Source organism: Shewanella sp. CAL98-MNA-CIBAN-0140, assembly GCF_040309905.1.
In the GTDB taxonomy this organism is placed as follows: domain Bacteria; phylum Pseudomonadota; class Gammaproteobacteria; order Enterobacterales; family Shewanellaceae; genus Shewanella; species Shewanella psychromarinicola.
In genome coordinates, this window is sequence record NZ_JBEOPI010000053.1 from 1 (window position 1) to 23,965 (window position 23,965).

The window sequence follows — 23,965 nt, forward strand, 5'->3', positions numbered from 1 at the left end:
TTTGTTTTTGGCGAAGTGAATTATACGAGATTACCTTCTTCGCACAAAATTCAAACAAAGATCAACAGCCCCTAATACCTTCATAAATGGGTAAATCTCGAATTTTCTCCTTTGTTGGCCTTTCCATTGAGTATCCTTCTTTTCCACAGAGTCAGTATTCATCCATTGCGCTGTTTGCAAGGCATAAATCGCTTCTTGGATTTGCCCGATGCCACATCCAAATGATTAGGTAACGCTTTACTTAACCTAAGATGCTATAGGAATTCACTTTTTTAAGGTAGTTATTTTTTTGTACAATATTTATGCTAATTGCTTGTTCTGATTAGAGCTTTTAAGGCTGGTTTTGAGGTGTTTTATCTAAAGGTTGCAGGACTCAATAACATTGAGGCCGTTGAAGACTCTTTATAAAGGAATGCGTGAGCCTGACAGGCCTTTCTCGCACATCTGACCTATATGGATATTGGAAATGTCATTATGATGTCGGGAACATCATTGACCATGTGCTTCAAGGCATTCAGGCATTTTGCCTATCAGAAGCGTTAGCATTTTCACTCTTTGTAATAAGATAGGGCGAAGGGCCACGACGTTAGTGGCCGCAGGCCATCAAAGCTAAATCATAAAGAATGACAAAAAAAGACCATTAACAATGGTCTTCCTCAACAAACCTACTCTTGCAAAAGGTCTTTGCAAATATGCACCAAATCCGACTGTACCGCCGCTGCAGTCACCTCACGCCCAGCCCCTGGACCGCGGATAATCAAAGGGTTACCTTGATAAAATGCACTGCGAATAACAAACACATTATCACCTGGGGTTAAGTTAGCGTAAGGATGATTGCTATCAACCCATTGTAAGCCTACTTCCGCTTGTAGTTTGCCTTCGACCTTATCCAGTGAAGCCACATAACGCAGTACCTTGTTTTGCTCGGCAGCGGCTACATATTGTTGCAATAAATCATCATCTAACTCGCTGATACGATCCAAAAAATCCTCAAGTGACAACTCAGCTAATGCTTTAGGCACCAAAGAACTAAGGCTAATGTAGTCTAACTCTACCGCCAAGCCTATTTCTCGGGCCAAAATAAGCAGTTTCCGTTGCATGTCACGGCCCGATAAGTCATCACGGGGATCCGGCTCGGTAATCCCTAAACTGCGAGCTTGAAGCACTAATTCAGAAAAGGGTTTAGTGCCATCATAATTTTCAAACAACCAACACAAGGTGCCAGAAAAGATACCACCAACGGCCTCAACAGTGTCGCCACTATTGCGTAAGTCATTTAACGCATGCTGAATAGGTAAACCTGCACCACAACTGGCGTTATAACGCCAAAATAATCGACGATTACTTAATTGCTGCTTTAATTCACGATAAAATGGCAATGGCCCAGAACCGGCTAATTTATTGGCACTCACCACATGGATACCATGGGCAAACAGCTGTGGATATTGTAAGGTTAAGGCGGCACTAGCACTGATATCTAATGCAACAATTTCATCGCATGATAATAGTGCTAACTGCTCAAACAGTTTGTCATAATCCCATTCAATGCCTTGCTGTTGATAATCGAGTTGCCACCGTTCAAGGTTAATACCGTCATTGGAGATTAACGCTTTTTTCGAGCCCACTAGACCCACTAACTCAACAGAGGCTTCAAGTTCACTATTTAATGTTGGGCTAGCCCGTTTAAATAAATCAATCCACGCCTCACCGATATTACCCACCCCAAGCAATAACACCCCAATGCGCATTCTTGGACCGGCACAACGGCGATGTATTTTCTGGGTTAATAAACTCACTTGAGCTTGCGGCACTAAGGTCACTAAACTTAACGCATCTTGATAAATAGGTTTCGCATCACGACTCAGTAGTCGGGCAAAACTGCGTCTAAAGTGGTGAGCATCAGCACTGACTAACGCCACCAGGCCTAAATCAGTTTGGGTACTCAATTCTTCAATCGCAAATTCACTGCGGTACCGAGTAAGCAAAGATTGCACTTGTTTCTGGCTTTCAAGAGTAAGGGCGAGTTCAAACTTATGCTGTGCCAACGACCAATAAGCTAACGGCGTGATGCCTGCTTTATCTAAAATCGTCAGTAATGGCTCAATATCTGAGTTCATTTTAAAACTAAACAACAGCACTTCATTTAAGTTGGTGATTACCGGTGCGCTCGCTGATGAACTCAGTGGCGCAATTAAGGTAAAATCTGTGTGTGAGGCATAACTAGAGCGTACAGCTAAACTCACTGCCGTATTAAACAATGGCTGTAAGGTACGAGAATGCAATACTGGCGAACCTAATCGCGCTAAGCGATCCGCTTCCGCTAATGACATACTCTTTAGTAATTTTGCGTCATTAATTTTGTTCGGGTCAGCATTAAATACCCCTTCAACATCAGTCCAAATTGTCACTCTTTCTATGTCGGCTAAACTGGCAATCAAGGTCGCACTAAAGTCTGAACCATTACGGCCTAATAATAAGGTATCACCCTGACGATTAGCACATATAAAACCGGTAATAACTAAACGTTGTTGTGGATGCTGCGCCAATAAGGCTTGAACTTTCTGACGCGACTGCGGCACTAAAATATTAGGTACAGCCCCTTCCTCAGCGACAAGAATAGAGCAAGCATCAACATGATTGGCTGCCACCCCCATTTCTCGTAACAAAGCCGCCATCAGGCGCGCGGACCAACGTTCACCAAAACTCACCACTTGATTAAATTGGTAATCATTGCGTTGCTCTAAGGATAACAGACTGACTAACTGAGATTGGTCAGAAGACAAACGTTCGCGCAAGTCTCGCGCTTGTTCATTGGATAATAATTGTTCAATTAACGTTTGTTGATAGCTAATCAGAATTTGTAGTTGCTCTTGCCACAATTGACTACTGTCACGCAGGCTGAGTAATTTGTATAAAAAGTTAGTCGTTTTTCCGGCGGCGGATACCACCACTAAATCATCACTTTGACCATGTGTAAGAAGAATATGTGCAACACGGCGATAGCAATCTGCATCCGCTAAACTTGAACCACCAAACTTGTGTAAATGACTTCGCGCCATTACTGACTCCTTAAACAACTACGACTTGTGTTGCGACTGCTAGACTTCTATTTTGAAATGAATAGTGTTGCAAGTGCATATTTTTACTATTTTACTTAATTTGGGCAAAACCACAGCTAACTTAAACTCGAATTAAGCTAATTTAAGCCAAATTAAGCTGATTTAATCGCGTTAACAGCAGCTAAGCCAGCTTTAATGTCGGCCACAAGGTCCTCAGCATCTTCAATGCCAACCGATAATCTCAATAAAGTCTCTTTAATACCAGCCTCTTTCCTTGCTTGTGGGTCCATAGCTCTGTGGGTCATCGTGGCCGGAACAGCGACTAAGCTTTCCACTCCGCCTAAACTTTCCGCAATACTAAACAGGGATAATGCCTGTAAAAATGCCTCCACTTCAGCTTCACCACCGAACAACTCAAAGCTTAACATCGCGCCAAAGCCTTGTTGTTGTTTTGCCGCAATGTCGTGACCAGGATGGTCTTTTAATCCCGGATAATACACCTTGGACACCACAGCACTGGCACTCAATAACGCAACAATTTTTTGCGCATTACGCTGATGCTCACGAATTCGCACCGCTAAAGTGCGCAAGCCACGCAAGGTTAAGTAACTGTCAAAAGCAGATCCCGTTAACCCTAACGTATTTGACCACCAATGCAATAATTCACCCACTTCAGCATCTTTAGCCACCACAGCGCCACCCACCACATCACTGTGACCATTAATGTATTTAGTGGTTGAGTGAATAACGATGTCAGCACCCAATAACAAGGGTTGTTGTAATATTGGCGATAAAAAGGTGTTATCTACCGCCACTAACGCACCGACGTCATGGCAGGCTCGGCTAATAGCACTAATATCGACCACCCGCAGCAGTGGATTCGATGGCGTTTCTAACCAGACCATTTTCGGTTTTTGGGCAATGGCTTGGTTCAATGCTTGTGCATCAGTTTGATCAACAACCAACAACTTAAATTGACCTTTTTTAGCCAAATGCGTAAATAGGCGATAACTACCACCATAACAATCATGCGGCACCACTAATAAATCATCTGGACCAAGTAAGCTAGTCACTAAGGTAATGGCGGCCATGCCAGTACAGGTCACTACACCTGTAGCGCCTTGCTCAAGTTTGGCCAGCGCTTCACCTAAAATACAGCGGGTCGGATTACCCGATCGGCTGTAATCAAACTCGCGCGGATTGTTGTGACCATCGAAGGAATAATTGGTTGATAAATAAATTGGGGGCACTATGGCGCCATGCTGTGTGTCTGTTTCAATACCCTGGCGAACGGCCAATGTGGCGCTTTGATGCTTAGTCATAATTGACTCCTAAAAATGTCACAAACACACAAAGAGATGTCTAGACGTCTAAATCTACCGAAGAGATCTTCATCCGTCAACAAAAATAGACGCTTAGACGTCTAAACATCAAGAAATCTATTTGCATCGAGATTAAATATTCGCAATAATTTGACTAGAGAGTGTAACGGTTTAAAATCTGCACCGTATTTATCGTTAAGGGTAAGTTAATGACTGAATGGAATGGCGAATATATCAGCCCATATGCCGAACACGGCAAAAAAAGTGAACAAGTAAAAAAGATAACAGTTTCTATACCTCTAAAAGTACTAAAAATACTGACAGATGAGCGTACCAGACGCCAGATAAACAATCTGCGTCATGCAACCAACAGTGAACTGCTGTGCGAAGCATTTTTGCATGCGTACACAGGTCAACCTTTGCCTTATGATATTGATTTATCAAAAGATCAACCTGACAGCATTCCAAGTGAAGCGAAAAAATTAATGGATGATATGGGGATCGAGTGGGAAGAGCTCGAATAATTCACTGGTTAGTGATTACCTCACAAACTGTTAAACTGCCCTTTTAAGAAGCAGTGATGTTGTTAACGAGAATTTATGATGCCATTTATCGATCCAACAACCTTGATACTGGCATCAGTTATCGTGTTTTTTGGCGCACTAACCCAAAGCTTAATTGGTTTTGGGTTAGCCGTTGTTGCCAGCCCGCTGCTGTACATTGTTAATCCTCAATTAGTCCCAGTGCCCATTATTGCCATGGGTTTTGCTATCTCTGCCATGACACTTTTTCGAGAGCGCGGACACTTACAGTTTAATGGTCTGCAATATGCGCTATTAGGCCGTATTCCTGGGGGATTCTTAGGTGCTGGATTATTATTGTTTGCGCCCCAACCCATATTAGGCTTAATTATTGCGGCTATTGTGTTTATTGCCGTGATCCTGAGTACCTATCGCGTTACCGCACCAATAAATCGCAGCAGTTTATTTATCGCCGGGGTATTTTCGGGCATATTTGCTAATATCGCTGCCATTGGAGGTCCACCAATGGCTATATTGCTTGCAGGCAAAGATGCCAGTCAATTTCGAGCCGCATTATCAGCCTTCTTTGTCTTTAGCTCATTAATTGCGCTAGCTATTCTAGCTGTTGTTGGCTTAGTTGAGCTCAAGCACTTATGGTTATCACTGTTGTTATTGCCTTCAGTGATTGCGGGCTACCTTGTCGCTGGCCGATTAATTGGCCGCATCGATAAAGAAAAAACCCGTATGGCGACATTAATATTATGTAGCATTAGCGCAACAATATTGGTCATCATGTCGGTCAACACATTAATCTCTGCTAATTAATCTCTGCCTATTAACAGCCCCTTTTTTTTATCGCATACGATTCAGACATAAACAACAACACATTCTTATATGTGGCCGAACATCTATCACTACCTAGTACCATGTTACCTAACAAAATTTTATCCTCTGCACAATAGATCTGCATCACAGTTGTTCATTAGATTTCTTTCAATTAACTTTTTTTCAATTAGATTTTTCTCATGAATATGATCTACTTCAAATTAACAATACCTATTTTTAGGTAACATTCTTTACAGCAAAGAAATGATCACATGTTGCTAATGCTTCAACCATAAAAAAGCTCTATAGAGGATAAAATGATGAACACATACGTTAAAGTTGGTATCGCAATCGCCATTGCATTATCACTCGGTAGCCAAGTAATGGCAGCCGATGGTGGTAACCCTAAAAAAGGCAAACACCTGTACAAAAAAGAATGTAAAGCGTGCCACAGTGTCAATAGTGAAGGCGTAGAACTCACTCCAATGACAAAAACCATGAGCCAGTGGGATCGATTTTTTACCCGTGATATGCACAAAGCTAAACCCGCCATTTTTGAAGCCTTATCAGAAAAAGACCTGAAAGACATTCAACAGTTTTTGTATGATCACGCAGCTGATTCAGACCAACCAGCAACCTGCGGTTAAATCATCAATGCTGAGCACCTTTTCGTCCTAAGCGAAAATATCAGCCAATAAACAAACCGAAAAAAATAGTGGGGCTTAGCCTCAGGGAAACTTACACCAAAAAATTGCCAAATTGAACTGACCATTTGGCAATTAACGGGGAGAAATACCATGAGAACTCTCATCTCAATATTAGTTGCCAACGCTCTTTTTATGAGTAGTGCAAGTCTAGCGGCAGACACTGATTCACAAAAAATTGCCGACCTGAAACAACAGCTTGCTAGCGTTACCGATGATCTTGACTACTTAAGCTCGCGGGTTGACAAAACCGAGCGTCATACTGCCTTAGATAGAGTCGCAATCACAGGTGATTTTAGAACCAAAGCACATTCATTACATTATCAAAATGTCACTTGGAACCCAGCCATGAATGTCAATTTTTCTGACTTTGGCGCTAAAGCCATGTCAGGAGTATTTGGCGATCCTAATAGTGCCACTTCACCATTAGGCCAAATGATGATGGCTAACCCTGATTTAGCCAGCGCGTTTCAAAGCGGTGCGCTAAATGGCGTTATGCCAATGCTGTTAGGTCAAAAAACTCAACAAGATATTGATAACGATATATTTTATACCACGCGGTTGCGCCTAAACATTAATGCCAAAGTATGGGATAACGTCAGCTTTGCCGGACGCTTGACCATGTTTAAGAGCTGGGGAGACTCTAGCGGGGTTAAAGTGTTTGACTCGTGGAACTCATTCACCATGGACGGCACCAGTAGCGGCAGCACCAGTGGTGATGAATTAAAAGTAGAACGCGCCTATTTTAACTGGAAAGACATTAACGGTAGCGGCACGTACCTTTCTATCGGACGTCGCCCCTCAACGTACGGCCCACCAAGTCATTATCGTGAAAATGAACTCAGAGGCGGCACGCCATCAGGTCACTTAGTCAATTTCAACTTCGATGGCCTAACCTTAGGTTACAATCTGGGTGATATCACCGGCATTGAAGGCCAAACCGTGCGTTTTTGCTATGGTCAAGGCTTTGAGTCGCAATACGGCAATGGCGAATTGTTTGGTGACATCATCACCAAAGACACTCACCTCGGTGGTTTTAATATCGACGTTATCAACGACGGTAACCACTTCTTGCAGTTCACTTTATTCGGCGCTAAAGATGTCAATGATGGCTTCACAGGCACCATGGCATTCCCAACTCAACTCGCGGGTATCTTTGCCCCAACCATGTATCAAGACATGCAAAAGTTTGACAACTTTAACTTCGTCACCCGAGTACAGCCTAGTGGTGTAATTGGAGATATATATTTAGGTGGATTAGGTTATGCCTATGAATCCGATGACGACATGAAAGTGTTTGCTTCACTCGGTTGGACTCGTGCAGAACCTAACGGTAATGCAGGTTTGTTCGGTGGCATGTTAAGCGATGCAGTATTTGAAGCAGAACTTAACAGCACGGGTACAGAAATTATTATGGTACCAAAAGAAACGGTTGATAGTGACACCAAAGATGGCTATGGCATTTATGTGGGTATGCAAATACCTGCACCATACGGTAAATTCGGCTTGGAGTATAACTACGGTTCTAAATACTGGAGTCCCTTCACCCAAGCTCAAGATGACCCTATTGGCAGTAAGTTAGCCACCCGTGGTCATGTTGCCGAAGCCTATTATATCTTTGATATTAATCCAAAAATGTTTATCAAGTTAGCCGGTTTGTATTACGACTATGAATATACCGGAAGTGGCTCACCAGTAGGTTCACCTCTGAAAGTTGACGATGTGATTGCCGGTAACGCTTACTCCATGCTGCCAGTGGTCGACACCGCCTATGACGTTAATGCTTCACTAACGATTAACTTCTAACTTAAATCTCTAACTTGGCCCCCCTGAGCACAAGCTCAGGGGTAAGGATAAACATCATGAAACTATTATCAGCACTGGCTGTATTACTGTTATTAAGCAGTAGCGCGCAGGCTGCATTTGACCATAAAGAGGCGCTGAAAGGGCCTTTTGCCAATGGCCCTGAAGTGACGACACAATGCTTAACATGCCATAAAGAACATGCTGAAGAGTTTATGAAGTCTTCACATTGGACTTGGGAATTGGAACAAGAATTACCTGGTCGCACCGTTAAGAGAGGAAAGAAAAACAGCATCAACAATTTTTGTGTGTCGATAGCGGGTAATGAACCGCGCTGCACCAGTTGTCATGCGGGTTATGGTTGGAAAGATTCTACATTCGACTTTAAAGACATGAGCAAAGTGGACTGCTTAGTCTGTCACGACACGACTGGTACTTACATAAAAGACCCTGTTGGTGCCGGCGAGGCCTTAGCAAGAGTCAATTTAGCCCGCGTAGCACAAAATGTGGGTGCACCAGTGCGCGATAATTGCGGCAGTTGCCACTTTTACGGCGGCGGCGGTGATGGTGTTAAACATGGCGATTTAGACTCCTCCATGTCTTACCCAGACAAAGCCACCGATGTGCACATGGACACCGATGGTAACGATTTCCAATGCCAAACTTGTCATGTCACCGAAAATCATCAAATTACCGGTAATGCGATGGGAGTATCGCCAGGTGGTGAAAATCATATTGGTTGTGAAAACTGCCATGATGCAGCTCCACATCAAAATAAAAGACTGAACACTCATACAGCAGCCGTGGCGTGTCAGACATGTCATATTCCATCATTTGCTAAAAATCTAACCACCAAAATGCGTTGGGATTGGTCAACCGCAGGTCAAGATATTCCTGTAACGACAGATCAATACGGCAAGCACACCTATATGAAAAAGAAAGGTAGCTTTATTTGGCAAAAAGACGTGAAACCACAATATGCTTGGTTTAATGGCTACGCCGATGCTTACATGCCTGGCGACAAAATGGACCCAGCTAAAGTGCTTAAATTAGCTTATCCATTAGGTGATATTAACGATCCTAAAGCCAAAATCTACCCATTTAAAGTGCATACAGGCAAACAAATTTATGACACTGAACTCAACATCTTACTGACGCCTAAAATTTACGGTGAAGGTGGCTACTGGAGTGAATTTGATTGGGACTTAGCCGCAAAACTGGGAATGGAAGCTAACCCAACCATGATAGAGAAAGGACTCAAGTACAGTGGTAATCATGGTTTTGTTGAAACCGTAATGTGGTGGCGTGTCAACCACATGGTGTCACCAAAAGACAAGGCATTACAATGTAATGACTGTCATAACAAAGGCGAGCGTTTAGACTGGAAAGCCCTTGGTTATGATGGCGACCCAATGAAAAACCGCAAAGGTATTAAACACACTAAAGCAGACTAGAACAGACTAGAAATGCGATAAGCTGAAACAAAAAAACCGCCATCGACTTTTACGATGGCGGTTTTTTATTAGCTAAAAAGTCAGCTAAAAATCCAATCCTTGGCACTCAAAGTCTTGTTCAATACCACTAATAGGATCGGTGAACCGTAACCGTTTCGCTAATAGTTGCAACGGCTTGCCAAAATTATCAGGCCCTTTAGGCTGTAATATCGGATAAAAGCGGTCGTTTAAAATCGGCATACCTAAACTCTGCATATGCACTCGTAATTGGTGAGTTTTACCTGTGATTGGGCTTAATGTAAACAAGCCTAAATCACCCATTACCGCCACTAAACTGATTTCAGAATGGCTGTTAGCCTCACCTTCAACCACCTGCATGGTAAAGCTGGGGGTAGCCGCAACGATACGATTTTTAACGGTCCAATGCATGGGCAAGGTGCAAGTATTATCGGCTAACTGTGCTAATAGCTGTGGAGTTAACTTGGCGATGGCCTGATAATCTTTGGTAATCTTGTTATCTAAAAACAACTGGTGATATGCATGCCGCGTTTGCGGATCCAGCGTCATTAACATCACCCCTGCCGTATCTTTATCTAGCCGGTGGGCGGGTGCTACAGTGTCAATTTGCGTGGCGATACGTAATCGATGCACCAAGCATTCGTTAACGTAATTACCGCCTGGGGTCACAGGTAAAAAATGCGGTTTATAGACAATAATAGTGTTGCTGTCTTGATACAGCACTTGCTCAACAAACGGCACTTTAGTTTCAGCCACCACTTCCCGATAGTAATACACTCTTTGGGTCGCTTGATAGGCAGTATTAATACCAATTAACCCGCCATGCTGCCAATGTACTTTGCCTGCTTCGATCCTTTGTTGCCACACACTGGGATCAATTTGTTTAAAATGATCGATCAAAAAATCAATCACAGTGTGGTATTGCTTGCCTGCTAACTCATTAGTACGTGGCAACACAATATAGGATGGCTGAGCAGCAATGGCAGCGCTTGATGTTTGGCAAGAAGACAGAACGTGACCCGCGATATAATTTGATGAATTAGGCATAAATAACTTGGCTATATAAAGATAACGATAAAAGACAAAATGTTAGTGTTATCTTATCAGGCCGAATCTAGATTGTATCTTAATTATCGCTAGGAAAATAACACAATATAAGCGTTATACATCCACATGCGACTTGAGTAATTGCAGCACAAAATCCATGGTCTTATGGCAATTAGGTTGTTCAACTAAAATCAACTTATCCCGGTTATACATAGGTAAAACTTCTAACCAACGTTGACTAACCCAAGTGGCATCTTCTAAATGTACTTGTGAGTACAACTCAAGCAAATCCGGATTCACTTGATAAAATTGTTCAAGTGCGGCGCTGATAATTTCAAACTCACCCGCGATGGGCTCATCGCACCAATTAGCGCAAGGTAGCGCACGAGCAATCCAGCAACCATCACGTTTTTTGGCGGCGGATAAGATTTTAAGACGTTGTGAACCTTCAATAACAATGCTTAACGAACTATCCTCCAACTGATTGAAGTCAATAATATTGCATTGGGTTGCCGCAATATAACAAGGCAGTTCGCTATTCACTTTCAATGGCGCAAATGCTAGGTCATAGTGGCCTTTTAATACATCTGCAACCATACATAAATCGCTAGGTGTCACGACTCGAATTTCAAGTCGCCCACCGGGCAACAGCACTGCATCTTGGATGAGTAATGCCACTTCTTTTGTTTGCATAACAGCCTCCAACACCATAGGTGACGTTACTGAACCAAAGTCGAATCAATAAAATAAGTGTAGCAGTGGTTAATAATTCAACAACTTAAGCGGGTTAAATAATGCGAACTAACGACATCACCACTAAACTCGCTACGCTCTACTCCAATAGACCTTGTTCAATACGACTGTATTTCAAAAAAGAACAAAAAAAGAACAAAAAAAGAACAAAAAACATCCAATATGCTAAGGCGCTATAAACGCTCGATACGATCCATTATGGTGCCAAAGGTAACAATATCTGGCTTTATTGCACATTGCAGCCAATAAACAATACGGCTGTTAACCCATGAATTCACCCCGCTATCAAGGCATAGAGCAAGCTTGATTTGAAAGACTCACTCCCAAGCTAATTTGTCGAGTCTACTCACCCCTTATTGCCGCGCTGAGGTTGGCTTAGGCTTTTCGCCATAACAGGGATGTATAAAACCAATCAAGGCTCATGTATGGATAAAATGAGGATATTAACTCAGCTCTGTCGTGCAGGTAATTTACAATTCTTATTATATTTTTAATGCTGTTGTGTTTGTAAAACAGTATGCTTTAGCGCTAACACGCTATGATGTTTTTGTGGCTTTTACTTTACGGAATTTTTTATGATTGTTGATACTTTAGCCAATCGTCACCTTTATACACCGCTCAACCCGAGATTAGCCATAGCGTTAACCCATCTCGCCGACACAGACTTTAGTCAGCTTGAAGTGGGAACCTACCCGCTTGAAGGCAAAAATATTTTCGTTATCGTCAATGATTATGAAACCAAACCCAAAGAAATAGAGCCGTTTGAAGTTCATCAACAATACATTGATGTGCAATATGTGGTCAGCGGTGAAGAAGAATTTGGTTATTTACCCTTGGCCAATCAAACGCCTTCTAAGCCCTATTTTGACAAACATGACTATGCTGAATACGATTATCAATCTAACAAAGATGACGCGGCATTTATTCCTCTAAAAGCGGGCATGTTCGCGCTGTTTTTCCCCGGCGACATACATATGCCAGGCACCAGTGCAACACCACAAAAAGTCCGTAAAGTGGTGATTAAAGTTCGGCTATAACAAAATAGCGAGAGCAAGATAGCCTCAGCTCAGTCCAACTATGGATATTATGGCAAAATATCGCTATCTAACCAAAGTCTGCTAAAGTTAATCCATGCACACCATATCTCTCAACATCCCTGTCATATATGAGCTAGAGACAAATGTGTCATACCTGAGCTAATGACGAATGTGCATTTACCCTTGGTAAGATAGAAAGGCCCCGAGACTCTCCGCTTGGGGCTTTTTTTTGAGCCATTGATAGCTCATATCATCAACGATAAGCTTGATCTGGTAAGTTGAATCAATCAAGTGTTGTTTTTTAATGCGATGAAGATTAATCCTTGTTAAAATCATCACAACTTTATAGGAGAGTGTTTCAATGGCAATGTATGTAGTGGGTCACAAGATCCCTGATTCAGATTCAATTTGTGGTGCTATCGCATTAGCATATTTAAAAAACCAAATCGATGAACCGGCCATTGCGGCCCGTTTAGGCGAGTTATCACCAGAAACCGCATTTATTCTAGAGAAATTTGGTTTTGAAGCGCCAGAATATAAAACCAGTTATGCTGGCGAAGAAGTCTATATTGTTGACCATTCAGAAGTTACTCAAGCACCAGATGATATCGCTCAAGCGACTATTGTGGGGATTGTTGATCACCATAAATTAGGCGACCTAACCACTTCGACTCCGCTAGAGTGTTGGATCCGCCCCGTGGGTTGCAGTAACACAGTGATTAAAATGATGTACGATTTTTACCAAGTAGAAATCCCTGCCAACATCGCTGGTATTATGATGTGCGCCATTTTAAGTGACACGGTCATTTTTAAATCACCCACCTGCACCACCGCAGACATTCGTTGTGTTGAAGCCTTAGCTAAAATCGCCGGTATTGAAGACTTTAAAGCACTCGGCATGGACATGTTTAAAGTCAAATCAGCGGTTGAAGGCACGCCGGCGCGCGACTTAGTTATGCGTGATTTTAAAGACTTTAACATGAACGGTAACTTGGTCGGTATTGGTCAGTTAGAAGTGATCGACTTATCTGTATTTGACTCAATCAAAGCGGATTTAGCCGCGGATATCGTTAAACTGAAAGCCGAAGGTAATCGTCACAGCGTATTATTACTGCTAACCGATATCATGAAAGAAGGCTCAGAAATGTTGGTAATTTCTGACTTAGCAGACTTAACTGAGCGCGCTTACGGTAAGCCTACCGTCGATGGTAAAGTGTGGTTAGACGGCGTATTAAGCCGTAAGAAACAAGTAGTACCCGCACTGCAAGATATTTTTTCAAAGTAAGTCTTTGTCAAAACGCTTCATAAAGAAAAAGCTGGATCCTTGATTCAGCTTTTTTTATGTCTAAAACGAGGCAAACAACATGATGCATTATGCGAACTGACGTCACAATGTCACTACCCTATATCGCAACCCCATAACTCTATCAATGGCTGTTCAACTGTCGGCTCTCCGACCCAAAAACTCATTGGGTGACATTGTTGCTCGCGCTGAGCAGATGAAACACACAGCTGGTAATCACCTGCTTCTGGGGTACGACCAAGTTTTAGCATCGGCAAGATAGGTAAATGGGGGGTGTAATGCCAGCTGCCATTGTTTAACACGGCATCCAACGGTATCTCCATCCCTGCACCACTGCCTTTTACCCTTGCTTGCTCTAAGATAAACCCGTCAGGCTGCAAGCGATAATCTTCTGCCCAACGAATTTTTTCAATCGTGTGGGTCCACGATAAAGTCATTTTCTCAGCAGGTACTTGAGCCCATATTGTGCCCGCTAGGCCTAAACATAATCCTAGCATTATTTGTCCTGTGCTAAACGTTGTAACTTACGTGCACGCCACAGGTGCTGTAACATAAACGCCAGTGCCAAACCAAAACCTAACTCATCACTTAATGGCGTCGCCATAATTAAACAACCACCGGCAATAAAGCCTAAAATACGCTCCCACCAATAAAGGTTTTGGAATAAATACCCAGTAAAGATAATTCCCCAAATCCCAATTGCAACCGTCGCTTTAAGCACCACAAAAAGGGTATCCAACACGCCACCACTTTGGAGCATTAACGCTGGTTCGTATACCGCCATAAAGGGAATAATAAACCCAGCGATAGCAATACGAATAGCCCACAAGCTGATTTTTAAGCCTTTCTCTTTCGCTATTGGCGCTGCCGCAAAACACGCTAGCGCAACCGGCGGGGTAAGGTCTGCCATGATGCCAAAGTAAAACACAAACATATGCGACACAATTAACGGCACGCCTAAATCCAGTAACGCTGGCGCAGCAATTGAGCTGGTAATAATGTAGTTAGGAATAGTTGGGATCCCCATGCCTAAAATGAGACACGTTACCATGGTCAGTATTAACGATAAAAACAGGTTATCTTGGCCAACCGCCAAAATATAACCGGCAAAGGTAGAGGCAATACCCGTAAGTGACACAATGCCAATAATCACTCCAACCAATGCACACGCTATTCCAACGGGTACTGCATGACGAGCACCTTCTACCAAGGCATGTAAGCACAGTTGAAGGGTTTCTTTACCGCCTTTAACAAACCAACAAATAACCACCAGCAGCGCAATAACCCCAAACATCACCCCGATGCCTAATTGAAAGAAACCAGCACATAACACCCCTAGCGCTATCCAAAAAACAAACCGCATCGCAGCTGATGATAGATTGAGAATAATGGCCGAACCTAAAATCACAATAGCAGTCAGTGCTAACCCCACCATCCCAGAAAACAGTGGCGTGCGACCAGAGAACAACAAGCCAATCAAAATAAATAACGGGATGAGTAAGTACCAACGTAGCTTAATCGCTGCCCACGGATCTTTGGGTAAGCCCGATAAATTGGCGCGTTTAGCTTCTAAATGCACCATCCAGAACACCGAGCAAAAATACAGTACAGCGGGGATCATCGCTGCTTTTGCAATTTCAATAAATTGCACGTTAATGGTTTCAGCCATAATAAAGGCTACTGCGCCCATAATCGGCGGCATAATTTGGCTGCCCATACTGGACGTGGCCTCAACCCCGCCCGCAAAAGCAGATCGATAACCAAAACGCTTCATTAACGGAATCGTAAACTGGCCAGTGGTCACCACATTAGCCACACCGGATCCAGTAATGGTGCCCATTAGTGCCGATGACACCACAGATACTTTTGCGGGTCCACCGACTTTATGGCCAAATAATCCCATGGCAAAATCGGTAAATAAGCGGATCATCCCAGCTTGCTCTAAAAAGGCCCCAAACAGAATAAACAAGAAAATATACGTCGCTGATACATAGGTTGGCGTGCCATATAAGCCTTCTGTGCCAAAGGCTAACTGGTTAATAATTTGATCAAAACCATACCCTCTGTGCATCAGTTCTCCGGGCAAATACTCACCAAACAAACCATAAGCCAGAAATAAACCACAAATGATCGGCAGGGCAATGCCCATCACTCGCCTTGCCGCTTCAAACACTAGAGCGACTAATACCACACCAATAATCATGTCATTTTGGGTTAAGTCACCGGAACGTTGAATTAAGTCAGCTTCAAATACCCATTGATAAGCCGCGGTAGCCATACCCGCTAAGCCGAGTATCCAGGCTAGGGGTTGCCATGGCTGGCTTTTGCCGATACCTGGATAGCTAATAAATACCACTAATAATAAAAAACCCACGTGCACAGCGCGTAACACTTGGGTTGAAACAGGATGAAATGCTGCGGTGGTAATTTGGAAAATAGAAAAAATGAGTGCCACGAAAAATAGGGCTTTTGGCCAATCTCGGGTATCAGCACTTAAGCCTCGTTGCGACATAATAGTCTGGTTATTGGATGGCTCGCTCATGGTATACCTCTACCCTTACTACAGCTAAAAATGGTATGCCGAAAGACAAAAACACATAAGCGCTTGCTTAGGTTAAGCAAGCGCTCGCAAAGTAAAAATGAGATTACAATGCATTCACCTCTTTGTAGTAACGCTCTGCACCTGGATGCATTGGAATAGGCAGATTTTTGGTCGCTGTGTCTAAACTGATAGCCTTAGCGGCAGAGTGTGCCGTACCTAAACGATCCAAGTTTTCAAACATAAGTTTAGTCATTTGATAGGCGATTTCATCAGAGACCTTACTATGGCTTACCAATAAATTCTGAATCGACACCGTACTAATATCGGTAGTTTGACCTTCATAGGTATTGGCAGTAATCACCCCTACTTGATAAGCGGGATTATTAATTTTAGCCACGATATCTGCGGGGATCTCGACAAAGTTAATCGCCATGGTGGCGGCTAAATCACGAATGGCCGCCATACCTAGGCCAGACGATTGTAAGGTCGCATCCAATTGACGGTTTTTAATTAGCTCAACTGATTCGGCATAAGGCAGAAATTCCACTTTCCCCATATCGTCATAGCTTAAGCCTGCAGCACTAAAAATAGCGCGAGCGTTTAGCTCAGTACCAGATTTAGGCGCCCCCACAGAAATACGTTTGCCTTTTAAATCGGCAAGGCTATTAATCCCTGCATCTTTATTGGCGACAATTTGGATAAAATTAGGATATGTTGCGGCAATGACACGTAATTTGTTCAACGGTGTCTTAAAACCTGCTTCAGCATCACCCGCCCATGCAGCCGATACCGAATCACCTAACGCAAGTGCTAATTCGCCACGTCCAGCTTGTAATAAATTAAGGTTTTCAACAGACGCTTTAGTCGCTTGAACAGAGGTTTTAGAGCCTTCAATACCATTACTATACAGTTGTGAAAGAGCAACACCGATAGGATAATACACACCACTGGTGCCGCCAGTAAGAATATTAATAAATGTCGGTGCCGCCATAACAGCCGTACTAATAGACAGCGCGGCTGCCGCGCCAATCATGCAAAAACGTTTGGTTAACTTCATCCTAAATATCCTTATTTTATATATGGTTATAGGTCTTGTTGTGCTATAACACTACCACTGACATCCTCTGCGAGCTATATAGACTAAAGGCTAGCCACATCGCTATAAACCTCATTTATGTCACTATTTCGGTCGCTTCGATAATACATCAACAAGTGACATTAGCGTTTATCATCGCCCACTCGCTCGAAGCTTGGTTGAGCCGTGAGCAATTAGTCTTCTATCACAACGAGTATAGTGAATAGAATAAAAAAAGGTGCCAACAATGTCAGCACCTTCTTGATAAGTTCAGTTTATCCCAGCTAAATAAGGGACAATAATACTGTTAATCGTTACATATCCATGCAGTTAGCATAATAGGTCACGGTAGCGGGCCAGTCGGAAAACACACCGATTACGCCAACATCTTTTGCCAGTACATCTAACAGCTCAAAAGTGTCACCTTCGTTATCAACCACGTCGGCAATACTTTGATAGTACCAACCGCCACCACCTTGGCTCAGTGGGCCTGAACGCTCAAGTGACCATGCAATAATTTTTAAGCCAGCTGCATTAGCCGCTTTAGCATATTCAGAAGGTACGATGGCCTTGTTATTATCTAAAGTGACTAACATCCATAACGGTGGCGCGATAATTTTTACGCCATCAGCGGCCAAGGTATCCATACTCGGTGACCAAGTCGCGCTATTTTGCGGGTCAAATCCAGCCTGCTCGTCACGGCCATCGAGGTATACCGCTTGATCGGCAAATTCAGGCGCATTGGCTATCCAATATTTTATATCGTCTAAATTAAACGACTGCGGAAATACTTGCGATGCATCAACACCTGCTGCGGCATATTCATCTAGCATTTTCTGAGCGTAATCTTGTTGGGTAAAGCCATCATAGGGCATGCTGACACTAGCCGACTTAAGCTCTGGAGTCATCTTTACTCCAGCAGCTTTGAATAAGGCAATACTTTCAGCATGAGTCATTAAAGTGCCATTACCGGCATATAAATCGGTGCGCCAATTTGGCGTGCCGTCCATAAACTCTTCGACTGTGGTGGCATTGGGGTTAAAGCCGTCCATTTTGCCTTTTAAGGTGTTAAATTCAGCTAAACTGATATCGCTAGTACAACAAGTCGCCGTAGCGCTGACACCGTTAACAGCATCGGCGGGTAAAAATGGCACTGAACATTTATTGGCTAGGGCTGGAATGGACAGAATATTGGTGGTAGTGGCTAAATCACACTGTGAATGACGACACACGAGCGCTTTATCTGCGGTAAAGGTCACATCACATTCAACAATACCAGCACCGGAATCGATGGCTGCTTGATAGGCTTCTTTGGTGTGTTCAGGGAATTGCATCGATGCACCACGGTGGCCAATCGAGAAATCAGTCCGGTAAAATGAATTTGAAGCACATTGCGCTAATTGATCTTTTAACTCACTGTCTTGCATTTGACCGACTAAAAATAGCGGTCTAGGGCCCACTTGAGCGCTGACACTTTTATTCAATTCTGTTGCTACGCTGGTATTATTATCGTTACTGTTACAGCCTGAGACCCATAACATACTGGTCAAAATCGAAATAATACCCAGTGTGACACTGTTTTTCCTTGTCATCTTTTTGCTCCATATTGTCATGCATGCCTGTTGTAATGCAGGGTTGATTGACTCATTATCGCCACCAGCTTACGCAATGAATATGACTAAAATATAGAATTAATATGACAATAATAACCCTAAATAGATAAAACGAATAACAGCAGTAGCGTTTTAACGCTTAACAACGAGGTCCATAATGCCTAACACAACACTCTATTATGTTCACGACCCTATGTGCAGTTGGTGTTGGGGATATCGCCCCACATGGGACACGCTGCAAGCTCAACTGCAGCAGCAATTGGGCCAACAGTTAACCATCAAATACTTGGTCGGGGGGTTGGCGCCAGATTCAGATCTCCCAATGCCACGACCCATGCAGCAAATGTTACAACAAACGTGGCAAAAAATTACTCAACAACTGGGCACTAAATTTAATCATGACTTTTGGCATCTCTGCCAACCCAGGCGATCGACTTATCCAGCATGTCGAGCCAGTATCATTGCTCGTCAATATGGGCTTGAAAAACAAATGATTAATGCGATTCAACAGGCGTATTACTTGAATGCGAAAAACCCATCGGATCTCGATACTTTAGTGGCTATCGCGATTCAAGTTGGCATCCCTGAAGCACCTTTCGTTGAACAATTAACCGCTAATGACATAGACAAACAACTGTTGCAAGAAATTAACCTTGCTGGTCAACTTCCTATTCAAGGGTTTCCATCATTGGTATTGATGGTCGATAACAACGCCTATTCTATTAGGCTTGATTATCATCAATGGCAAACCAGCTTGGCAGACATCCGCACTATCTTGTCAAATATCAAACCTTGTTGAGGAACTTATATGAAAAGATTTTATCGCTATGGATTACTGTTGAGCAGCTTATTGTTGGTTAACTTAACCTGAAGTAGTAATCATATGGCCAATATAGATAGTGGCAAACTTGCCGAGATTAACGCCATTAACGTTTAATAATGAGCAAGTGATAACCGCAGGATTGCCCATTTAAAATAATCGCCAAACCTGGGGGGCATGACTGTAATCAACTTAACCCTTAATGATAACCCTAACGCGTTGAAAAATGAGTATCACATTGTGACCACCTTAGGCATTATTGCGGCTTAATGAATCTGTATACCGATATGAGGTAAACTTCCCTTGAGAAATAAAGTTTGAACGACGTTTATTAGCGTTTGGTCTTGATGCTCAATATCCTATACTCTTGCACATCGAAGACGACAAAGCCTCAAAGGCTGACATAACCAGAGGCAGTGAATGGCAAATCGTAAACGAGGTTTTTTGGGTTGGACATGGTTTGTTATGTGGCGGTTGTTGCTATTACTGGCGCTATTGTTACTGGTGTTTCGATTTGTGGCGCCACCGACTACGTCATTTATGCTGCAAAGCCCTTATCCGGTTACCCAACACTGGATAAGTATTGATGAGTTGCCGTCGCAGATACCGCTAGCCATGGTTGCCTCAGAAGATCAGCTGTTTCCAGAGCATTTCGGTGTCGATTTTGCCGCCATCAGTAAAGCCCTTAACCAGTACGACGACGGTGAAGGTCTTCGTGGTGCCAGCACCATCAGCCAACAAACCGCAAAAAACCTCTTACTATGGCCGGGGCAAAGCTTTGTTCGTAAAGGTCTGGAAGCCATGTTGGCCGTCAGCCTTGAAGCGATTTGGGGCAAAAGACGTATCTTAGAAGTGTATGTCAACGTGGCAGAGTTTGGTAAAGGGATTTACGGCGTAGAAGCGGCTAGCCAGCATTATTTTAATAAATCGGCTCGCTATCTAACCCGTAATGAAGCCGCGCGCCTAGCCGTGCTATTGCCCAGCCCTCGCAATCGCGATCCTCGTAATTTAAGCCCTTATTTTCGCCAGAGAGTAGTCTGGGTTGAACAGCAAATGCAACAACTTGGCACTGGTTATCTAGCGCCCATCCTTAATTAAGCATTAGCAGGGTCAGATGAAAATTCAGTCCATCTGACTCGACTTACTCGACCGCTTAATCAGCGTGCCTCGCAGTCCTGATCGCACTGTTAAAAAAGCATAAAGTCGACACTGACGACTATTCCGCCTCAAATGGCGAAGCATATGATCAATCCAGACGGCGCAATCAACCGGTGATCAATCAACCATTTTCTAATCTACTGGGATTTTTTACAGGTCATTTGTTAGAATTCATTATTATTTTATGGCAGCGGCATTTGCTGCCATTATTCTGTTTCGCAATAAGCATTCAGGTTTTACTATTTAAAGGCAGGTTATGACCGTTCTTCTAATGACTCCACCTATGACCCAGCTGAATACGCCGTATCCGGCAACAGCGTATTTGACTGGTTTTTTACGCTCACGAGGCTATGAGGCGGTTCAGCGAGATCCTGCTATTGAGCTTTTCCTTGAGATGATGACGGCGCCTGCGCTGGAGATTATCCGTCAGCATGTGGAAGAAAACTTCGAGCATTTTGAAGACAATGAGCTACCTGATGTGATCTTTAATTTTCTAGCCGAATACGATCGTTACCATCTAGCCGTTGAGCCTGCCATTCGCTTTTTGCAGGGTAAAGATCCAAGCCTAGCAATGCGGATTAACTCACGGCGTTTTTTACCAGAAGGCCCAGCATTTGACACTATAGCCCAGATGGAAGAGATATCTGGCGATGTGTTGCAAGCGGCCTTTGGCAATTTAGGCGTACAAGATAAAGCCAAATATCTCACCACCCTGTTTATTAATGATCTGTCGAACGTGATTACTCAGGGGGTTGATCCTTACTTTGAAGTCAGCCGCTATGGCGAAAAATTAGCGTCGGCCAACCCAAGCTTTGACAACCTCTACGACACCTTGATGGGAGACCCTAGTTTCAGCTCGGAAATTTTGGAACAGTTGGTCGAGCAGTATCTAGAAGAAACTCAGCCTAGCGTGGTCGCGTTAACCGTGCCTTTTCCCGGTAACATGCTCGGCGCTTTGCGTATTGCGCAAACCTGTAAAGCCATCAATCCTGAGCTTCCCATCGTCATGGGCGGTGGTTTTGTCAATACTGAGCTGCGCGCACTCAAAGACCCTCGCGTATTTGAGTTTGTCGACTTTATCTGTCTTGACGACGGCGAACGCCCACTTATCACCCTGCTGGAATACTTTGAAGGCAAGCGCGAGATAGACGAGTTAGTGCGAACCTATTTCCTCGCAGAAGATGAAAATGGTCAAGCCTACGTCCACTTAAATCAAAACGAACTGCTACACGACATTCCACAGGTCGACGTTGGCGCGCCCATTTACGATGGCTTGCCATTGGGCGAATACCTGTCTTTATGTGAAATGCTCAATCCTATGCACCGTATTTGGAGTGATGGCCGCTGGAATAAACTCACCATAGCCCATGGCTGTTACTGGCGTAAATGCAGCTTTTGCGATGTCAGTTTGGACTACATCGACCGCTACGATACTGCTGGCGCGGATATTCTGGTGGACCGCATCGAAGCGCTTATTGAAGAAACCGGACAAACAGGTTTCCATTTTGTCGATGAAGCCCTACCGCCAAAAACCTTATTTGCGTTTGCAAAACGCCTCATTGAACGCAACGTAGTGATCAGCTGGTGGGGTAATATCCGCTTTGAAAGAACGTTTAGCCCAGCGCGTTGCCAGTTACTGGCAGACTCGGGTTGTATCGCAGTCAGTGGCGGCCTTGAAGTGGCTTCAGACAGACTATTGAAACTAATGAAAAAAGGCGTGAGTGTTGAGCGCGTCGCCCATGTCACCAAAGCCTTTAGTGATGCCGGTATCTTGGTGCATGCCTATTTAATGTATGGCTTTCCAACACAAACCGAACAAGAGACTATCGATTCGCTGGAAATGGTGCGCCAATTGATGCAGCAAGGCTGTTTCCAGTCCGCCTACTGGCATCGTTTTGTGGCCACCATCCACAGCCCTATTGGCTTGAACCCAGAGCAGTTTGGTATCACCCTTGCTGAACGCCCAGAGATCTTATTCGCTGAAAACGATGTGGATTTCACCGACCCAACCGGCACCGATCATGACATGCTGGGCGAAGGACTGCGTAAGGCGCTCTACAATTATATGCACGGTATCGGCTTTGACCAACCAATGAGCTTTTGGTTTAACCAGCCTCTCGCACGCACTACGATGAAGAAAGACCTGATCTCAAAAGCGATTAGCAATTTTATTTTGAGCAGTGAAGAATAATTGATGCAACCAAAACAGCTCAATGAGAGCTGTTTTGGACAAGTGGATTGCAGATTAGGTTATTTGAAAGCTTGTATTTTATTTTAGCCAAATCCTCTTTCTTTTACTAATTGATTTTAGTGAAATACGCATCAAATAACTCACTGTAATATTACTTACATTTAAACTAAAAAGCATATGCATACACTTTATACCTTGAGGTGATAACTGTCTGTTAGGTCTGAAGTTTTTTGGATGCCATGGTTGAAGCTTAGTTATATCTAACTCATTCAACTGCTTTACTTCACACTCTATTTTTTTATTTTACACTTTTCTTAACTCAAGTAATCGACGTATTTTTTTATCTATTTTTGCTAATTCAATTAGATAAGTTCGCTCTGCTTGAGCGAACAATACGCTATTCATATTAATTTCAAAAACATATTTGCCAGAGAATCTTTTATACATTAACTCTTTATATTTTTTTAAACGTTCAAGTACACCATGCTCATATTTTTTACCCGCGAATTTAACATGACTTTTTGAATATGAGTCTACATTCAGATCAAAAACAAGCTCTTCAATTGAATGTGCTATATCATTTCTGTAATCAATAATACTTTCAATATCATCTTTTTCTTCTGTAGATAAAATATTCTCTGTAACTAGGGGCTGTTGATCTTTCACATTGGCAGCCAAATTATAGAGCAAGCTAGAGCCAGCAGGCTTTCAAAATTAATT

Annotated in this window: 19 protein-coding genes; 10 read left to right on the forward strand and 9 right to left on the reverse strand. The window is 43.2% G+C overall.

Annotation, left to right across the window (positions count from 1 at the left end; translation table 11 throughout):
- Positions 1-665 precede the first annotated feature (665 nt).
- Entirely contained in the window at positions 666-3,059 is a 2,394-nt protein-coding gene (locus tag AAEY93_RS19090) for a bifunctional aspartate kinase/homoserine dehydrogenase II (RefSeq protein WP_124012558.1), read from the reverse strand.
- A gap of 152 nt (positions 3,060-3,211) precedes the next feature.
- Entirely contained in the window at positions 3,212-4,381 is a 1,170-nt protein-coding gene (metB, locus tag AAEY93_RS19095) for a cystathionine gamma-synthase (RefSeq protein WP_124012559.1), read from the reverse strand.
- A 209-nt stretch (positions 4,382-4,590) separates the two neighbouring features.
- Here metB and metJ point away from each other — a divergent pair, with 209 nt between their 5' ends.
- The 5 genes from metJ to AAEY93_RS19120 all read left to right on the forward strand — a co-directional run bounded on the left by metJ (position 4,591) and on the right by AAEY93_RS19120 (position 9,688).
- A complete protein-coding gene (metJ, locus tag AAEY93_RS19100; RefSeq protein WP_101033977.1) occupies positions 4,591-4,905 on the forward strand; it encodes a met regulon transcriptional regulator MetJ in 315 nt (104 codons plus the stop codon).
- A 75-nt stretch (positions 4,906-4,980) separates the two neighbouring features.
- The gene (locus AAEY93_RS19105; protein WP_124012560.1) at positions 4,981-5,727 is read left to right on the forward strand and encodes a sulfite exporter TauE/SafE family protein; all 747 of its coding nucleotides are present in this window, start codon (positions 4,981-4,983) and stop codon (positions 5,725-5,727) included.
- Positions 5,728-6,044: 317 nt separating this feature from the next.
- Complete coding sequence (locus tag AAEY93_RS19110; protein ID WP_124012561.1) at positions 6,045-6,374, forward strand: c-type cytochrome; 330 nt, start codon at positions 6,045-6,047, stop codon at positions 6,372-6,374.
- A gap of 150 nt (positions 6,375-6,524) precedes the next feature.
- Positions 6,525-8,237, forward strand: coding sequence for a DUF3373 domain-containing protein (locus tag AAEY93_RS19115; RefSeq protein ID WP_124012562.1), 1,713 nt, complete (start codon positions 6,525-6,527; stop codon positions 8,235-8,237).
- Between the two features lie 56 nt (positions 8,238-8,293).
- On the forward strand, positions 8,294-9,688 hold the full coding sequence (locus AAEY93_RS19120) for a tetrathionate reductase family octaheme c-type cytochrome (RefSeq protein WP_124012563.1): 1,395 nt from the start codon (positions 8,294-8,296) through the stop codon (positions 9,686-9,688).
- An 84-nt stretch (positions 9,689-9,772) separates the two neighbouring features.
- Here the strand turns inward: AAEY93_RS19120 and AAEY93_RS19125 are convergent, their stop codons facing one another.
- Together AAEY93_RS19125 and AAEY93_RS19130 are read right to left on the reverse strand one after the other, a co-directional pair.
- Positions 9,773-10,753 (reverse strand): pseudouridine synthase, encoded by a 981-nt coding sequence (locus AAEY93_RS19125; protein ID WP_124012564.1) that lies wholly within the window; start codon positions 10,751-10,753, stop codon positions 9,773-9,775.
- A 114-nt stretch (positions 10,754-10,867) separates the two neighbouring features.
- Positions 10,868-11,446, reverse strand: coding sequence for an LON peptidase substrate-binding domain-containing protein (locus AAEY93_RS19130; RefSeq protein ID WP_101033971.1), 579 nt, complete (start codon positions 11,444-11,446; stop codon positions 10,868-10,870).
- A gap of 635 nt (positions 11,447-12,081) precedes the next feature.
- On the opposite strand from AAEY93_RS19130, the gene AAEY93_RS19135 reads away from it, so the two are divergent.
- Together AAEY93_RS19135 and AAEY93_RS19140 are read left to right on the forward strand one after the other, a co-directional pair.
- Positions 12,082-12,543 (forward strand): NanQ anomerase/TabA/YiaL family protein, encoded by a 462-nt coding sequence (locus AAEY93_RS19135; protein ID WP_124012565.1) that lies wholly within the window; start codon positions 12,082-12,084, stop codon positions 12,541-12,543.
- A 361-nt stretch (positions 12,544-12,904) separates the two neighbouring features.
- The gene (locus tag AAEY93_RS19140; RefSeq protein WP_101033969.1) at positions 12,905-13,828 is read left to right on the forward strand and encodes a manganese-dependent inorganic pyrophosphatase; all 924 of its coding nucleotides are present in this window, start codon (positions 12,905-12,907) and stop codon (positions 13,826-13,828) included.
- A 113-nt stretch (positions 13,829-13,941) separates the two neighbouring features.
- On the opposite strand, the gene AAEY93_RS19145 is transcribed toward AAEY93_RS19140, so the two are convergent.
- The 4 genes from AAEY93_RS19145 to AAEY93_RS19160 form a co-directional block, all read right to left on the reverse strand.
- Positions 13,942-14,343, reverse strand: a complete 402-nt coding sequence (locus AAEY93_RS19145; RefSeq protein ID WP_101033968.1) for a DUF1850 domain-containing protein — start codon at positions 14,341-14,343, stop codon at positions 13,942-13,944.
- Positions 14,343-16,388, reverse strand: a complete 2,046-nt coding sequence (locus AAEY93_RS19150) for a TRAP transporter permease (RefSeq protein WP_351079119.1) — start codon at positions 16,386-16,388, stop codon at positions 14,343-14,345. The genes AAEY93_RS19145 and AAEY93_RS19150 overlap by 1 nt, the downstream gene beginning before the upstream one ends.
- 103 nt (positions 16,389-16,491) lie before the next feature.
- Positions 16,492-17,445: a TAXI family TRAP transporter solute-binding subunit gene (locus AAEY93_RS19155; RefSeq protein WP_101033967.1), complete on the reverse strand. Its 954-nt coding sequence runs from the start codon at positions 17,443-17,445 to the stop codon at positions 16,492-16,494.
- A 332-nt stretch (positions 17,446-17,777) separates the two neighbouring features.
- Positions 17,778-19,055 carry a glycerophosphodiester phosphodiesterase family protein gene (locus AAEY93_RS19160; protein ID WP_124012566.1) on the reverse strand — a complete coding sequence of 426 codons (1,278 nt, stop codon included), beginning with the start codon at positions 19,053-19,055 and terminating at the stop codon, positions 17,778-17,780.
- A gap of 178 nt (positions 19,056-19,233) precedes the next feature.
- Between AAEY93_RS19160 and AAEY93_RS19165 the strand changes: the two genes are divergently transcribed.
- From AAEY93_RS19165 to AAEY93_RS19175, 3 genes are all read left to right on the forward strand, one after another.
- Entirely contained in the window at positions 19,234-19,875 is a 642-nt protein-coding gene (locus AAEY93_RS19165; RefSeq protein WP_124012567.1) for a DsbA family protein, read from the forward strand.
- A 441-nt stretch (positions 19,876-20,316) separates the two neighbouring features.
- A complete protein-coding gene (mtgA, locus tag AAEY93_RS19170) occupies positions 20,317-20,994 on the forward strand; it encodes a monofunctional biosynthetic peptidoglycan transglycosylase (protein WP_124012568.1) in 678 nt (225 codons plus the stop codon).
- Positions 20,995-21,310: 316 nt separating this feature from the next.
- Positions 21,311-23,245, forward strand: a complete 1,935-nt coding sequence (locus tag AAEY93_RS19175) for a B12-binding domain-containing radical SAM protein (protein ID WP_335687249.1) — start codon at positions 21,311-21,313, stop codon at positions 23,243-23,245.
- 303 nt (positions 23,246-23,548) lie between these two features.
- Here the strand turns inward: AAEY93_RS19175 and AAEY93_RS19180 are convergent, their stop codons facing one another.
- Entirely contained in the window at positions 23,549-23,911 is a 363-nt protein-coding gene (locus AAEY93_RS19180) for a hypothetical protein (protein WP_351079126.1), read from the reverse strand.
- Between the last annotated feature and the right edge of the window lie 54 nt (positions 23,912-23,965).